The 14,357-nt window shown below is 42.5% G+C and carries 14 protein-coding genes; 11 read left to right on the forward strand and 3 right to left on the reverse strand.

Annotation, left to right across the window (positions count from 1 at the left end; translation table 11 throughout):
- Positions 1–2: 2 nt before the first annotated feature.
- Positions 3–710: a DUF3108 domain-containing protein gene (locus tag GFB48_RS01465; protein ID WP_163930431.1), complete on the reverse strand. Its 708-nt coding sequence runs from the start codon at positions 708–710 to the stop codon at positions 3–5.
- Positions 694–1,782 (reverse strand): CNNM domain-containing protein, encoded by a 1,089-nt coding sequence (locus GFB48_RS01470; protein ID WP_163930433.1) that lies wholly within the window; start codon positions 1,780–1,782, stop codon positions 694–696. Before GFB48_RS01470 ends, GFB48_RS01465 begins: the two co-directional genes overlap by 17 nt.
- Before the next feature lie 138 nt (positions 1,783–1,920).
- Here GFB48_RS01470 and GFB48_RS01475 point away from each other — a divergent pair, with 138 nt between their 5' ends.
- The 8 genes from GFB48_RS01475 to der all read left to right on the forward strand — a co-directional run bounded on the left by GFB48_RS01475 (position 1,921) and on the right by der (position 10,587).
- A complete protein-coding gene (locus GFB48_RS01475; RefSeq protein WP_163930435.1) occupies positions 1,921–3,042 on the forward strand; it encodes a bifunctional tRNA (adenosine(37)-C2)-methyltransferase TrmG/ribosomal RNA large subunit methyltransferase RlmN in 1,122 nt (373 codons plus the stop codon).
- Positions 3,043–3,063: 21 nt separating this feature from the next.
- Positions 3,064–3,840 (forward strand): type IV pilus biogenesis/stability protein PilW, encoded by a 777-nt coding sequence (pilW, locus tag GFB48_RS01480; protein ID WP_163930437.1) that lies wholly within the window; start codon positions 3,064–3,066, stop codon positions 3,838–3,840.
- Positions 3,837–4,772, forward strand: coding sequence for a RodZ domain-containing protein (locus GFB48_RS01485; protein WP_163930438.1), 936 nt, complete (start codon positions 3,837–3,839; stop codon positions 4,770–4,772). Before pilW ends, GFB48_RS01485 begins: the two co-directional genes overlap by 4 nt.
- Before the next feature lie 8 nt (positions 4,773–4,780).
- Positions 4,781–5,896 carry a flavodoxin-dependent (E)-4-hydroxy-3-methylbut-2-enyl-diphosphate synthase gene (gene ispG, locus GFB48_RS01490; protein WP_163930440.1) on the forward strand — a complete coding sequence of 372 codons (1,116 nt, stop codon included), beginning with the start codon at positions 4,781–4,783 and terminating at the stop codon, positions 5,894–5,896.
- A gap of 23 nt (positions 5,897–5,919) precedes the next feature.
- Positions 5,920–7,194: a histidine--tRNA ligase gene (hisS, locus tag GFB48_RS01495; protein ID WP_163930442.1), complete on the forward strand. Its 1,275-nt coding sequence runs from the start codon at positions 5,920–5,922 to the stop codon at positions 7,192–7,194.
- Positions 7,195–7,211: 17 nt separating this feature from the next.
- Positions 7,212–7,826: a tetratricopeptide repeat protein gene (locus tag GFB48_RS01500; RefSeq protein WP_163930444.1), complete on the forward strand. Its 615-nt coding sequence runs from the start codon at positions 7,212–7,214 to the stop codon at positions 7,824–7,826.
- A gap of 9 nt (positions 7,827–7,835) precedes the next feature.
- Positions 7,836–9,032: an outer membrane protein assembly factor BamB gene (gene bamB, locus GFB48_RS01505; RefSeq protein WP_163930446.1), complete on the forward strand. Its 1,197-nt coding sequence runs from the start codon at positions 7,836–7,838 to the stop codon at positions 9,030–9,032.
- Positions 9,033–9,126: 94 nt separating this feature from the next.
- Positions 9,127–10,587, forward strand: a complete 1,461-nt coding sequence (gene der / locus GFB48_RS01510; protein ID WP_163930448.1) for a ribosome biogenesis GTPase Der — start codon at positions 9,127–9,129, stop codon at positions 10,585–10,587.
- Between the two features lie 46 nt (positions 10,588–10,633).
- Here the strand turns inward: der and GFB48_RS01515 are convergent, their stop codons facing one another.
- On the reverse strand, positions 10,634–11,029 hold the full coding sequence (locus GFB48_RS01515; protein ID WP_163930450.1) for a hypothetical protein: 396 nt from the start codon (positions 11,027–11,029) through the stop codon (positions 10,634–10,636).
- A 216-nt stretch (positions 11,030–11,245) separates the two neighbouring features.
- Between GFB48_RS01515 and GFB48_RS01520 the strand changes: the two genes are divergently transcribed.
- From GFB48_RS01520 to GFB48_RS01530, 3 genes are all read left to right on the forward strand, one after another.
- Positions 11,246–11,527, forward strand: a complete 282-nt coding sequence (locus GFB48_RS01520; protein ID WP_163930451.1) for a hypothetical protein — start codon at positions 11,246–11,248, stop codon at positions 11,525–11,527.
- Positions 11,528–11,655: 128 nt separating this feature from the next.
- The gene (locus GFB48_RS01525) at positions 11,656–12,831 is read left to right on the forward strand and encodes a CaiB/BaiF CoA-transferase family protein (RefSeq protein ID WP_163930453.1); all 1,176 of its coding nucleotides are present in this window, start codon (positions 11,656–11,658) and stop codon (positions 12,829–12,831) included.
- A complete protein-coding gene (locus tag GFB48_RS01530; RefSeq protein ID WP_163930455.1) occupies positions 12,824–14,206 on the forward strand; it encodes a sodium/proline symporter in 1,383 nt (460 codons plus the stop codon). The genes GFB48_RS01525 and GFB48_RS01530 overlap by 8 nt, the downstream gene beginning before the upstream one ends.
- The last annotated feature ends 151 nt before the right edge of the window (positions 14,207–14,357 follow it).

The following is a 14,357-nucleotide window of genomic DNA, read 5'->3' on the forward strand; positions in this document are numbered from 1 at the left end:
CGCTAGTGACAGTTTGATGTAAAGGTTTGTAACTCAATCGTGCCATCAAGCAGCCAATGGTGGTATCTGGCCTTTAGCATGCGGTAATGGTGACTGGGCTCAAACCAAAAGCTGACTTGCTCTTTGCCCTGCTGTTTAACTTTAATGGCCTCAAAGCGCTGATCATTAATGTTTAAAACTTCTCGGCCTTGTACTTGATAGTGATAGGTTTCAATGCCGTCAGAGGCTTGGCGGGTAAGCTCAAATTCACTCATGCCTTGTTTTACTAAGCGTGCGACTTCCAACACTATGGTGTCGGCATCGCGGATGGGAGCGCTATGTTGATAGTTAATCGATTCATTATCGTTGCTTAACAGTGAACTAAAGTCTTGGTTGTTGATCTTTACCTTCAGTTTCCTGGCCTTAAAGCCAGTAATTTCTTGATTGAACGATTCAGTAATAATGCCCTGTTGGGGATTATGCAGCGCTTGAGTGGTTTGTTTAAAGTCAGTCGCAAGGCCAAGTATCGTAATCTTACTGCTCGAGCTTAAGAGCAGTTGCTTACCGTTATAATTCACCTGCCTTTGAAAATCACCCACTTCAATGCCGCCTAGGTAGCTCCGATAGTGGTTATTGACCTGACATTGTTTTGCTTGCTTGGCACTGATGGGAAAGGTAAACACTAGGCCGCTAAGGCCTAGTGTTAGAAGGAGATTAATCTTCTTTTTCACTGTGTTGTTTTACTATTTGTTGTTTATCTTCGTCGGACAGGCGAATGCCTTTGGCTTTCATACGTTGTTTCCACAGGCGTCGAGCAAGTTTTTGCATGTCAGAAACGGGGTCATTTACATCAATGATTTCAAGGCCCATCATAGACTCAATAATATCTTCAAGAGTAATAATACCAAGAGTAGAACCATATTCATCAACAATAAGGGCGATTTGAGTATTACGCTTAATCATAAGCTCAAATGCGACTAATATTTTTACTGTTTCTGGTATTACCAATAAACTTTTTTTCACCGAGCCAAGTGTCACCTGGGGATTTTTCTTTTCGGCTAAAAGAATATCTGCTCGTTGAACATAGCTGTGAAGGTTATCAGAATCTTGTTCATAGATCGGAATGCGACTGAAAGGCTTGTTAGCAAACTTTGCTAAATATTCTTCTAAAGTAATTTGATCATCAAGGGTAAACATCACTGTACGAGGGGTCATGATAGCTTGTACAGGGACATCTTTAGCTTCAAGCATTTTGGATAAAATGGTGGCTTCTTGCTCGGTTAATTCACCAGAGTTCTTACCTAATTCAGTCATTGCGGATAATTCTTGGCGAATATAAGGGGTAGGGTGGCCACTTCCGATTAAATTAGTAACCTTCACAGAAAGCCAAACTAATGGGTAAGTCATGGTTTGCATCCAAACGAGCCCTAAAGAGACACTTGGCGCTAAGGCGCGCCAATAGCTGGCACCTATAGTTTTTGGAATAATTTCTGAGAAAAATAAAATTAACAAGGTTAAAACGGCAGAGAATACGCCTAACATATGGTCACCGAATACCACCGCCGCCTGTGCTCCGGCGCCAGCCGCACCGACAGTATGAGCAATAGTGTTAAGGGTCAAGATGGAAGACAGAGGCATATCTACTTTGTCTTTTTGTTGTTGTAGGCGCTTAGCGGCTTTAGGGTTATCTTTTTTCAAACCTTGTATGTAACTTGGAGAAACGGAGAGTAAGACAGCTTCAAAAACACTGCATATAAAGGAAACAGCAATGGCAACAAAAATATAAATTAATAGTAATAGCATGAAACGCCCTGAGATTACTGGTCTAAAATTGATAGCATACACGTCTTGAGAGGTAAATGCTGGTAAATGTTAGTGTAAATCTGTACAATTTGCGCCCTTTTAGATGGCTTGTAACTCTAGGTAGAGGTTTTTCAACGTATGGCTGACAGCAAAATTAACTTATTGGACCTAAATCGCGAAGGTATGCGCACATTTTTCACTGAAATGGGTGAAAAAGCATTCCGTGCCGATCAGGTCATGAAGTGGATGTACCATTTTGGTGTCGATAATTTTGATGATATGAATAATATCAATAAAAAGCTGCGTGAAAAACTCAAACACAGAGCTGAAATTGTTGCACCAGAGATTGCCCATTATCAAGAATCAGCGGATGGCACCATTAAATTTGCAATTGATGTTAATGGTCAAGAAGTTGAAACTGTCTATATTCCTGAAGAAGACCGTGCCACATTATGTGTATCTTCACAAGTTGGCTGTGCGCTAGAATGCTCATTTTGCTCAACGGCACAACAGGGTTTTAACCGTAACCTTAAAGTTTCGGAAATCATTGGTCAGGTTTGGCGAGTATCGCAATTTATTGGTTTACAAAAACATACCGGAAGGCGTCCAATTACCAACGTAGTGATGATGGGGATGGGTGAGCCACTACTAAATTTAAATAATGTCGTTCCCGCCATGGAATTGATGTTAGATGATTTGGGATTTGCTTTGTCTAAGCGTCGGGTAACCTTGTCTACCTCTGGGGTTGTGCCAGCTTTAGATAAGTTAGGTGACCAAATTGATGTAGCCTTAGCGATTTCTTTGCACGCTCCAAATGATGAACTGCGTGATGTACTAGTGCCAGTAAATAAAAAGTATCCAATTAAAGAGTTACTTGCTGGTATTGCCCGTTACATCGAAAAGTCGAATGCTAACCGTGGTCGTGTCACCATGGAATACGTCATGCTAGATCATGTAAATGACAGCACTGAGCAAGCACACGAATTAGCCAAGCTGTTAAAAGATACACCGTGTAAAATGAACTTGATTCCATTTAATCCATTCCCTGGAAATGATTATGGTCGTTCATCGAATTCTCGTATTGACCGTTTCTCTAAAGTGTTAATGGAGTATGGAATGACCGTGACAGTGCGTAAAACTCGTGGCGATGATATCGATGCCGCTTGTGGTCAACTCGTTGGAGATGTTCGTGACCGCACTAAACGTGTTATTAAAAAGCGTTTACAGCAAGAAAATCAAATATCCGTTGCGGTAGAATAAATCTAGCTTAGGAGCATCAAGATGGGAAAACTCTGGTTAATATTAATAAGTCTGTTTTCCCTGTCTGCCTGTGTTACCGAACGCACTTATAGTGGTAGCGATATTCCCGTTACTGAGCTCAATTATAATGCCAAGGCCGCTGCTCTTGATCGAGTTCAGTTAGCCTTGAGCTATTTAGCTAAAGGGCGTACAGCTCAAGCTCAGTTTAACCTTAACAAAGCACTTGAACATGGACCTGAAATGGAAGAGGTTCATTCTGCTGCGGCTTACTATTATCAACGGGTCGGCGAGCAGCAAAAAGCCATCGAATCTTATAAGAAGGCTTTGCAAATCAACCCCCAAAACGGTGACACATTGAATAATTTTGGGGTATATTTGTGCCAGCAGCAAAATTATCAGCAAGCTCAAAAATTATTCCTAGAGGCGATCGCTACTAAGGGGTACACTAGAATGGCATCGAGCTATGAAAACCTAGGATTATGCGCATTAGCCAACCAGCGTTATCACGATGCTCAACAGTTTTTTGAACAAACGCTGAAATATAATCAAAATCAACCACTTGTTAGGTTGGAGTTGATGAATATAGCTGTTAGATTAGAACAATGGTTTAATGCTCAGCAACAATTGAATTGGTTGCAGCAACACAACAAACCATCTGCGGAAACATTATTTTTAGGATTCCAAATTGAATCTAAATTAGGGAATGTGCAAGCAGCAAATGATTATGGAATGAATTTGCTAAGGTTGTTTCCATTGTCACAACAAGCACAACAATATCAATTGATGAATGGCCAATGACTGAAAAAAACATAGAATTACAAGAAAATCATAGCCCTCAACAAAGCCAAGAACTGACCATTGGAGAGCAGTTAGTTCAGGCAAGGTTGGACATGGATCTTACGACCAACGATGTCGCACAGCGACTCAATTTAAGAGTGGCGGTAGTGCAGGAATTAGAGCGAGATAACTTTGATATAGATGCTTTAACCTATACTAAAGGTTATCTTCGTAACTATGCTAAGTTGGTGCAGATAGATGCTCAGGTACTGCTGAATAAGTTAGATAATTTTGCCCAAAACTCGTTTGCAGATGAGCCTGATATGCAAAGTTTTTCGCGAAAGACAACCGCCCAATCGCAGGCTCGTTGGCTCAAGTATGTGAGTTACTTTATCGCCATTAGCTTAGGGATGTTATTTGCTTTGTATTGGATGCAGCAAAATAGCTCTGATGATGTGATTGAACTGTCTGAACCTAGTATTGAAGAGCAAGCAATCATTAGGCAGTTGGATAGAGAATCTCAACAACAAGTTGCAAGCACGGCGGAAAAGACCGATCAACAGTCTGAAGTTTTGAGTACACCCTTACAGCCAATGATAACCGCCAGTGAGTCTGAATCAGTTGCCATATCAGAGCAAACTCCACAGGCTAATGCGCTGGCGGAGCAAAAGCAGCAAACTCAGGCTGTCACCTTAGCCGCAGCGGCAATGTCCGAGATTGAAATCATTTTTAATGATGATTGTTGGATTCAAGTTACTGATGCGGATGGAGAATTTTTAGTCGACGGACTAAAGCTTGCGGGTCATACAATTAATGTAAGTGGTCAACAGCCATTTTCTTTTGTAATTGGCGCTCCAAAAGTTGTAAATATTATTTATAATGGCGAGCAAATAGATTTAAGTGCTTTCCCTGAAGGCAAAGTAGCACGATTTAGCTGGCCAAAAGCAGAGTAAAATTTAAGATGTATAGCGAAAACCCGATTGTTCGACGTAAAACCAAAAGAATTTACGTTGGCAACGTGCCTATTGGTGATGGTGCGCCTATTGCCGTTCAGTCTATGACGAACACCCTTACCACAGATGTGGAAGCTACCGTTGCCCAAATCAAGTCGTTAGAAGCTGTAGGTGCGGACATTGTGCGTGTTTCTGTGCCGACTATGGATGCCGCAGAAGCCTTTAAAGAAATTAAGCAGCAGGTGAGTATCCCCCTAGTTGCAGACATTCACTTTGATTATCGCATTGCCCTAAAAGTGGCTGATTATGGGGCTGACTGTCTTCGTATTAATCCTGGTAATATTGGTAATGAAGAACGTGTTAAAGCGGTAGTTGATAAGGCGCGTGAAAAAAATATTCCGATTCGCATTGGTGTCAATGGTGGCTCTTTAGAAAAAGACATCATGGAAAAATACAACAATGAACCTACAGCTGAAGCATTGGTTGAGTCCGCTATGCGTCACGTCAACATTTTACGTGATCTGGATTTTGATAATTTTAAAGTCAGTGTCAAAGCTTCAGATGTGTTTTTAGCCGTTGAGTCTTACCGATTGTTATCGAAAGAGATTGAACAGCCATTACATCTTGGAATTACCGAAGCCGGTGGTATTCGTGCTGGAGCGGTTAAATCGTCTGTGGGACTGGGTATGTTATTAGCCGAAGGTATCGGTGATACTTTACGTATTTCTTTAGCGGCCGATCCGGTTGAAGAAATAAAAGTCGGCTTTGATATCCTCAAATCCCTGCGTATTCGCAGCCGTGGCATTAACTTTATTGCTTGCCCAAGCTGTTCCCGTCAGGAATTCGATGTGATCAATACCGTAAATCAGCTAGAACAGCGTCTAGAAGACGTGCTGATCCCTATGGATGTGTCTATCATTGGCTGTGTGGTGAATGGTCCAGGTGAAGCCTTGGTGTCAGATGTAGGTTTAACTGGCAGCATGCGTAAGTCGGGGCTTTATGTTGACGGCGCTCGTCAAAAGCAACGCATTGATAATGACAATATTGTTGAGCAACTAGAAGAGCAAATTCGCGCCAAAGCAGCGTTACTAGTTGATCGTATCGACGTTAAAGAAGTCGAATAACTAAATTTAGTTGAGAGTAAATCGTGGCCAAACAAATTCAAGCCATCCGTGGCATGAACGATATCCTTCCTAGCCAAACGCCGTTATGGCAGCAGTTAGAAAACAGCATCCGTGAATTAACTGCCAGTTATGGTTACAGTGAAATTCGCACTCCAATCGTTGAAAGTACCGATCTTTTCAAGCGTTCAATTGGTGAAGTGACCGATATTGTTGAAAAAGAAATGTATACCTTTGACGACAGAAATGGTGACAGCCTAACACTGCGCCCAGAGGGAACGGCATCGACGGTTCGCGCGGGCAACCAACACGGTTTACTGTACAACCAAGAACAACGCCTATGGTACATGGGCCAGATGTTCCGCCATGAACGTCCACAAAAAGGCCGTTACCGTCAATTTCACCAGTTTGGTGTAGAAGTTTATGGCATTGCGACGCCAGATATTGATGCAGAAGTGTTATTGATGTCTGCCCGCCTGTGGCAAAAAATGGGATTAACCGAATACGTTAACCTAGAAATTAATACCTTAGGTGACAGTGAAGAACGTGCTACCTACCGTGAAGCGTTAGTCGCCTACCTAGAGCAGCACATTGATGCCCTAGATGACGACTCTAAGCGTCGGTTACACTCGAACCCATTGCGTGTGTTAGATTCTAAGAGTGAGTCTACCCAAGCGGTAGTGGATAACGCCCCTAAGCTTATTGATTTCCTAGGTGAAGAGACTAAAGCTCACTTCGAAGGTGTGTGTGCTCGTCTCGATGCCGCTGGTATCCAGTACAAGATTAACCCTAAGCTGGTTCGTGGTCTTGATTACTATAACCGTACCGTATTTGAGTGGGTCACCCATTCATTAGGCGCCCAAGGTACCGTACTTGCGGGTGGACGTTATGATGGTCTGGTGGCCCAATTAGGCGGCAAACCGACCCCTGCAGTGGGCTTTGCTTCAGGTATGGAGCGCTTGGTATTACTCCTTGAAGAATTACAACAAGCACAAACTTCAGCAGCGGTTGACGTGTATGTCGCCGCCATGGGCGAGCCAGCAGCAATTCAAGCAAGTTTAATTGCGGAAAATATCCGTGAGCAACTGCCACAACTTAAGGTAATGACTCATTGTGGTGGTGGGAACTTTAAAAAACAAATGAAACGTGCGGACAAATCAGGTGCGCAAGTGGCATTAATTTTAGGTGAAGATGAACTTGCAGCTAAGCAAGTGGTCATAAAGCCATTAAGAAATGAACAACCGCAGCAAACCATCCCTATGGATGAGCTTGCTCAATATTTGAGCCAATACTGCCAATAATAAGAGGGAAGAAGGCAATGGATATTCATTCAACAGAGCAACAACAAGAAGAAAAGCTAAAGCAACTTTGGCAAGAGTATGGCGTATCAGTAGTATCGGGCATTGCATTGGGTCTTGCGGGGCTAGGTGGTTGGAATTATTACTCCGACATTCAAGTGCAAAAGACTCAGGCTGCATCTCAAGAATTTCAAAATATTCTAGAAAATAAAGAAGGTACTGAACTTGTTGAGGCTGCACAAGTGTATGCAACAAACCATTCTCAACAGGGATACCAAGCTCTTCTAAATTTATCAGCAGCTAAAGTAGCGGTTGAAGCGAAGGACTTTTCAAAAGCAGAAACATTGTTAGCAGCGGTAGTTGCTGAGGGTGGATTCAGTGGCCAGATTGCAGCTCTTCGTTTAGCTCGCGTGCAAAAGCACCAAGCAAAATATGATGACGCTTTAGCAGAATTAGAAAAAGTGAGCAGTGAGTCTTTTGCGGCACAGAAAAATGAGCTGAAAGGTGATATTTATGTGGATCTTAAGCAGTATTCCGAAGCACGAGAAGCTTATCAAGCGGCTTTAGCTGTGCAGGATATAAATGCTGCCTCTGCGGTTCAGCTTAAGTTAGATAATTTAAATTCTATCAGCTAAGGATTGGCAATGAAATTCAGGTATTTCAGCCGTGTAGCACTTGTAGCTGGTTTGACGATGTTGGCTGCCTGTTCATCTACTGACGATGAAGAGCAAAAAACAGCAGTTGCACCATTAAAGAAAATAGAGCAACGAGTTGAGTTAAAAGAGGTTTGGTCTGCTTCTGTAGGTGATGGAGTCGAAAATTATTTTTCCCGCTTACGGCCGGCAGTCAATTACGGCAAAATTTATGTCGCAGATCGCTACGGCAGTATTATTGCATTTGATAAGAAAAGCAAAGATATCGTCTGGCAACAAGACTTTTCTGAAGTGTTTAGAGAACATGCCCTTGCTAAAAATAAAGGTGCGAGGATCTCGGCTGGCTTAACGGTTGCCCGAAATAAAGTTTTTGTAGGTTCTGAACGTGGCTTGTTAGTAGCATTAGAGGCGAAAACTGGTGAACTGGCCTGGGAGCAACTTCTTAAAGGGGAGTTATTATCGCCACCTGTTGTTGCTGACAATACAGTAATCGTGCATGCTGGTAGCGGTACAGTTTATGCCTTAAATGTTGATAATGGCGAAGAATTATGGCGTTTTGAAGCTCAATTACCAGCGCTAACCTTAAGGGGAACTTCAGAGCCAATTTTTGAAGCCGGCGGTGTTTTTGTTGGCGGGGCTGATGGTAAAGTATCTGTCTTGGTGGCGGCTAATGGTCAGCCAGCTTGGGAGCAATCTACATTAGAAGTAAAAGGCTCAAATGACCTTGAGAGAATGGCTGATATTGACAGTAAACCTTTAATAATAAGGGATACTTTGTACACCATTGGCTATAATGGAAATCTAACAGCACTTGAGATTCGCTCAGGTAGAGTGAAATGGCAGCGCCAGTATTCCAGCTTCCATAACTTAGAAAGTAGCTATAACCGAATCTTTTTAGTCGATGATAGTGATACAATACATGCTATTGACAGCGAAAATGGTTTAGAGGTCTGGAGCAACAGTGACTTCAAAAACCGTCAATTGACGGCGGCTGTTAGAGTTGGTGAATATCTACTAGTGGGCGACTTAGAAGGTTACCTACATGTACTAGCAACTACGGATGGTAGCAATGTTGGCCGTTTACGGATTGATGGCTCAGGAATATTTAGTCATCCAGTTGTGATGGATGACCAATTATTAATTCAAACCCGTGCGGGTAAAATTGCTCTCGTGAGTATTGAAAAATAACTCAGTAAGTAATTTTGCAAAACCCCCGGCCAAGTCTGGGGGTTTTTTATTAGCAAGCCAGTTTAACTACACCGGCTTCAAAAGAGGCAAAAAAATGATCCCAGTGGTGGCATTAGTGGGCCGTCCAAATGTTGGCAAATCCACGCTATTTAATCGTTTAACTCGAACTAGAGACGCATTAGTTGCGGACTTTCCAGGGTTAACAAGAGATCGTAAATACGGTCAAGCAACCCTAGAAGAAAACGAATATATTGTTATTGATACTGGCGGTATTGATGGAACAGAAGAAGGCATCGAAACCAAAATGGCTGAGCAGTCATTAGCCGCCATTGAAGAAGCCGATGTGGTGCTGTTTCTAGTTGATGCCCGAGCAGGTTTAACCGTTGCGGATGAAGCGATTGCACAGCATTTACGAGTTCGTGACAAAAATACTTTCTTAGTGGCAAATAAATGTGATGGTATTGACGCTGACGCAGCCTGTGCTGAGTTCTGGGGCCTAGGTCTTGGGGATGTTGTACAGATTGCTGCAGCCCATAACCGTGGCGTTACCAAACTTCTGCACTCTACTTTAGAGCCATTTTTTGAAGCCAATAAGGTTGAAGATCCATTCGCGGCCAAAGAAGCCGAAGAAGTAGAAGCGATGACTGACGAAGAGGCGCAAAGTGAAGTCGAGCGCCTGCGCAATCAACCGGTTAAACTTGCCATTATTGGTAAGCCTAATGTTGGTAAGTCAACGCTGACTAACCGAATTTTAGGTGAAGACCGCGTCGTGGTTTACGATATGCCGGGTACCACTCGTGACAGTATTTATATTCCCATGACCCGTGATGATAAGGAATATGTACTGATTGATACAGCGGGTATTCGTCGCCGTGGTAAGGTGCATGAAACCGTAGAAAAGTTCTCAGTAATTAAGACCTTAAAAGCGATTGAAGATGCTAACGTAGTATTACTTGTGGTCGATGCTCGCGAAGGTATTGCTGATCAAGATTTATCACTATTGGGCTACACCCTAAACGCTGGCCGCGCGGTAGTATTAGCCGTGAATAAGTGGGATGGTCTTGATAATGATGTTAAAGATCGCATCAAAACAGAGCTTGACCGTCGCCTTGGTTTTATTGACTTTGCCAAACTGCACTTTATTTCTGCGCTGCATGGTACCGGTGTTGGCCATTTATTTGAGTCCGTCGATGAGGCTTATGACAGTGCGACGCAGCGTGTGTCTACGTCAATGCTAACCCGTATCTTGAATATGGCTCAAGACGATCACCAGCCGCCGCTAGTAAACGGGCGCCGTGTGAAGCTTAAATACGCGCACGCCGGTGGTTACAACCCTCCTATCGTTATTATTCACGGTAATCAGGTGCAGTCGCTACCGGATAGCTATAAACGCTACTTAATGAACTATTACCGTCGTTCTTTAAAAGTTGTGGGGACACCGATTAAGATTCAATTCTCCGAAGGGGCTAACCCGTTTGAAGGTAAGCGAGAGAACTTGAGCTTAGCTCAGCAGCATAAACGTCGTCGTCAAATTAAGAAACATTTGAAAAAATAATCATTAAAAAGGGCTGGTATAGTAAATACCAGCCCTTTAAATAGAGTTACTGTTGAGCTTCAATTAGGCGCCAGCCTTGCTCCGTTTTTCTAAAGCGAAAATCTTTGGTAAATTGCTGAGTATCACCAGCTTTAAAATTACCATATTCCATCTTTAGTGCCATCTCTCCAAATATTCCTGCAAATGGATTGTCCTTATTAGCTTTGCTTAGTTGATGGGCAGCGTCTTTAGGGTCTCTAATAAAAATAATCTCGTAGCTCACTTGAGCGACATAATGTTGCTTGTCCATCCAGCCGTTAAGTTTGTCAATGTTAGCAACTTCAAGTACTTCACTGACGTTAACACTTTGTTTGATCTGCTCTAATACTTGTTGCTCAGAAGGGGAATCACTACAAGCGATTAAACATAATGTGATAGCGGCGAAAATAAATTTTTTGAACATTTAGAACCTACTGAATTGCTTGCGATATCGAGTTATTACAAATAAATAGAGTTGTGATGTAACCGATGGCATTGGTTGTAACTGGCAACTTAGCCTGTCTTTATGCTAGCAAGTAAATGCTGTTTAGTTGCTTAATCAAAATTAAATTAAAAAATTTGTCAACCAAATCACGTCTGTAGCGTTTTAACTTATAACCTCCAAGGAAAAGGAATAAAAATGAAAACAATTTCTATGGTTACAATGTTAGTAGTGCTTATGCTTAGTTCAACCCTTCATGCGGTAGAAGTAGTGGTTGTGAAGAAGCAAAATCAATCATCACAGTTACAAGCAAAAGGCGATAGAATTGATGCTTTACTGGATTTAAAAGCTGCGGGGCTTTTAGCCCAAGGGAAGTATGCGGCGGCAATCAAAGCCGACTTAAGGGGGGATAGAATCGAACGTAGACTAGATAGAAAGGCCAAAAAAAGCAAAACAGTGATATTAGTCCAAAAGGACTAAACACTTAAAAAAAGAACTGATAGAGCAAGAAGCCGGCATAACGCTGGCTTTTTGCTTTTTATCACCACATAGAATCAATAAATTTGGTTTCATAGAAGTAATAAAGTTTTTAGCTTGGGACTGACATTATGAAACTAAATGGTATTAGAGTTTTGGATTTATCGAGTTTTCTACCTGGTCCACACTTTACTATGATGATGGCCGACCATGGCGCTGAGGTGATTGCATTAGAAGGCCCCAGTGGTGAGCCAACAAGAGAAATAGGGTTAAAACAAAATGGACACTCGATTTGGTTTAATAATGTCTTTCGTGGCAAAAAATCAATCCAGATTAACCTAAAATCAGAATTAGGCTTGCAGACATTTTATGAATTAATAAAAACTGTGGATGTGATCGTAGAGGGCTTTAGACCTGGGGTGGTTGCTCGCCTGGGTATTGATTATGACACCTTAAAAAAGATTAATCCTGGTATCGTCTACTGCTCGATATCTGCTTATGGGCAAACCGGTGAAAAACGTTTACAGGCGGCTCATGATCTATCTGTACAAGCCGATTCAGGCGCGGTATTTATTAATGAGGGGCAAGACGGTTTAGCCGCTCAAGTTGGTATGCCTGTTGCTGATATGGCTGGCAGTTTAATGGGATTTGCTGGGGTGCTGATGGCTTTAATTGCTAAACAACAAACTGGCAAAGGTGATTATGTTGATATCTCAATGCAAGACGCATTAGTGGCATGGTATCCCAATATAATGGGCCCTGTTTTTGCCCAGGCGCGTTCCCCAGAGGTTAAGCAAGAGCGCAGTTGGGGCGGTTCAGCAATGTATCGTATTTATCAAACCGCAGATGGTAAATCGATTACTCTAGGCGGCAGTGAACTTAAATTTGCTAAAAACCTATTACAAGCATTAGGGCGCGAAGATTTATTAGCGATATGCCAACAGCCACCCGGGCAGCAGCAACAGGTTATCGATTTCTTTACTGAAACTTTTTCACAGCAACCTTATCGTTACTGGCAAGAATTCCTAGATAAGATTGATATTTGCTGGGCACCGGTGCGCAGCCTATACGATGCAATGCAAGAGCCACATTTACTGCAGCGGCAAATGCTCATTAAAGATGAACAAGGGAATCAGCATTTAGGGGTGCCAATTAAGTACAGCGAGCAACCTGCAAAACCACAATTTACTCTCGCTAAGATTGGCGAACATACCCATGAAGTACTCAATAAAGCGGGGATAAGTGCTGAACAATTAACCCAAATGGCCGAGCAAGGTACCATAAATAAGCAGGTGAAAAATGGATAAAGCATCGATCATTCTTATGACTCTAATTGGCTATAAATTAGTCCTTGTCGGGTTTGGTTTATGGGCGCAAAAACGAACCCAATCGAGTGCGGACTTTTTTATTGGTGGTAAGCGTTTAGGGCCATGGGTGGCTGCCATTAGTGCGAGTGCTTCAGCTTCTAGTGCGTGGAGTTTATTGGGGATGAGCAGTGCTGCTTATCTTATGGGGCTTTCGGCTATTTGGTTATTTCCATCAGTCATTTTGGGATATATTTTTAATTGGTTATGGCTAGCACCAAGGCTCAGAAGAGCGGCTAATAAGCAAAGAGCGATAACCTTAACCGAGTTCGTCGCGGGTCATGGTCGTGGCAGCTTTGCCATTAAATTAATGGCTTCGGTGACGATTATTTTCTCTTTTTCGTTTTACATTGCTGCTCAATTTCAAGGAGCAGGGACTAGCTTTGCCAGTAGCTTTGGCATCAATGGTGATAGTGCTATCATCCTCGGCGCTATTATTATTTTACTTTATACCTTGCTGGGGGGCTTTTGGGCGGTAAGTTTAACTGACACGTTACAGGGACTTTTAATGGCAGTGGTGGCTTTTATGTTGCCTTTTGCTGCACTCGCGTCGGTTGGTGTTAATGAGCTTTATTGGCATATTGTTTATGACAGTGGTGGGCTTGCTGGCAGTCATTCAGGGATCTATGCTGTAGCTTTTGTTATTGGCTTGTTTGGTATAGGTTGGGGGAATTTAGGGCAGCCACATGTACTCAATCGTTTTATGGCGATTAAAGATAAAAAGTCTATGTCTCAAGCGAAGCTAATAGGAATACTTTGGCCAACCATTGTATTTGGCGGCATGCTGATTTTAGGCTGGTGTGGACGTTTATTACTCCCTGGGATTGAAGACAGTGAAAAGTTGCTGTTTCAAATTACCGAGCTGTTATTTCATCCGGTCGTGGCAGGTATTATTATCGCTGCGGTACTGTCTGCTGTGATGTCTACCGCAGATAGTCAGCTACTGGTGGCTGCGGCCAGTTTTGCCCATGACTTGGGCATGCTAAAAGGACACAATAGCCTGCTCTTTAGTCGTCTTACTTTAGTCGTAATGTGTTTGATTTCAGGCTTGATAGCATTATATGCCCCACAAGATATTTTTTCTCGAGTCTTGTTTGCATGGAACGCATTAGGAAGTGCCTTTGGACCATTAATTTTAGTGCTACTGCTGGGCTATCAGGTCAGCTATCGTGCAAGATTTTCTGCGATTAGTTGTGGCTTTGGGTTAACTGTTGTATTTAGTTTAATGGATAACACTCCAGGGGATTGGTTGGAACGAATAATCCCTTTTTTGTGTGCATTATTGATTGTGATTGCAGGCAGTAATAAGTTGAAATGATGACAGCACCGCAACAATAGTGCGGCTTGCTAATGTGTTCTCGGCGGATTTTTTGGGATGGTAAAACTGAGTTATGGGTTCTTGCTAGGATTTGCAGGAGTAACCTTGGTAATCAGTGCAGTATTAAAGATCACCAAGGCTTTAAGTAAAT

The sequence above is a fragment of the Paraferrimonas sp. SM1919 genome, assembly GCF_010993985.1.
Classification (GTDB): Bacteria; Pseudomonadota; Gammaproteobacteria; order Enterobacterales; family Shewanellaceae; genus SM1919.

What these genes read in the sequence shown, in the direction of transcription:
- GFB48_RS01485 (WP_163930438.1), top strand. Translation starts at nt 3,837, where the DNA reads ATGACTGAAAAAAACATAGAATTACAAGAAAATCATAGCCCTCAACAA.
- GFB48_RS01525 (WP_163930453.1), top strand. Translation starts at nt 11,656, where the DNA reads ATGAAACTAAATGGTATTAGAGTTTTGGATTTATCGAGTTTTCTACCT.
- GFB48_RS01475 (WP_163930435.1), top strand. Translation starts at nt 1,921, where the DNA reads ATGGCTGACAGCAAAATTAACTTATTGGACCTAAATCGCGAAGGTATG.
- bamB (WP_163930446.1), top strand. Translation starts at nt 7,836, where the DNA reads ATGAAATTCAGGTATTTCAGCCGTGTAGCACTTGTAGCTGGTTTGACG.
- GFB48_RS01530 (WP_163930455.1), top strand. Translation starts at nt 12,824, where the DNA reads ATGGATAAAGCATCGATCATTCTTATGACTCTAATTGGCTATAAATTA.
- pilW (WP_163930437.1), top strand. Translation starts at nt 3,064, where the DNA reads ATGGGAAAACTCTGGTTAATATTAATAAGTCTGTTTTCCCTGTCTGCC.
- GFB48_RS01470 (WP_163930433.1), bottom strand. Translation starts at nt 1,782, where the DNA reads ATGCTATTACTATTAATTTATATTTTTGTTGCCATTGCTGTTTCCTTT.
- GFB48_RS01515 (WP_163930450.1), bottom strand. Translation starts at nt 11,029, where the DNA reads ATGTTCAAAAAATTTATTTTCGCCGCTATCACATTATGTTTAATCGCT.
- GFB48_RS01520 (WP_163930451.1), top strand. Translation starts at nt 11,246, where the DNA reads ATGAAAACAATTTCTATGGTTACAATGTTAGTAGTGCTTATGCTTAGT.
- ispG (WP_163930440.1), top strand. Translation starts at nt 4,781, where the DNA reads ATGTATAGCGAAAACCCGATTGTTCGACGTAAAACCAAAAGAATTTAC.
- GFB48_RS01500 (WP_163930444.1), top strand. Translation starts at nt 7,212, where the DNA reads ATGGATATTCATTCAACAGAGCAACAACAAGAAGAAAAGCTAAAGCAA.
- der (WP_163930448.1), top strand. Translation starts at nt 9,127, where the DNA reads ATGATCCCAGTGGTGGCATTAGTGGGCCGTCCAAATGTTGGCAAATCC.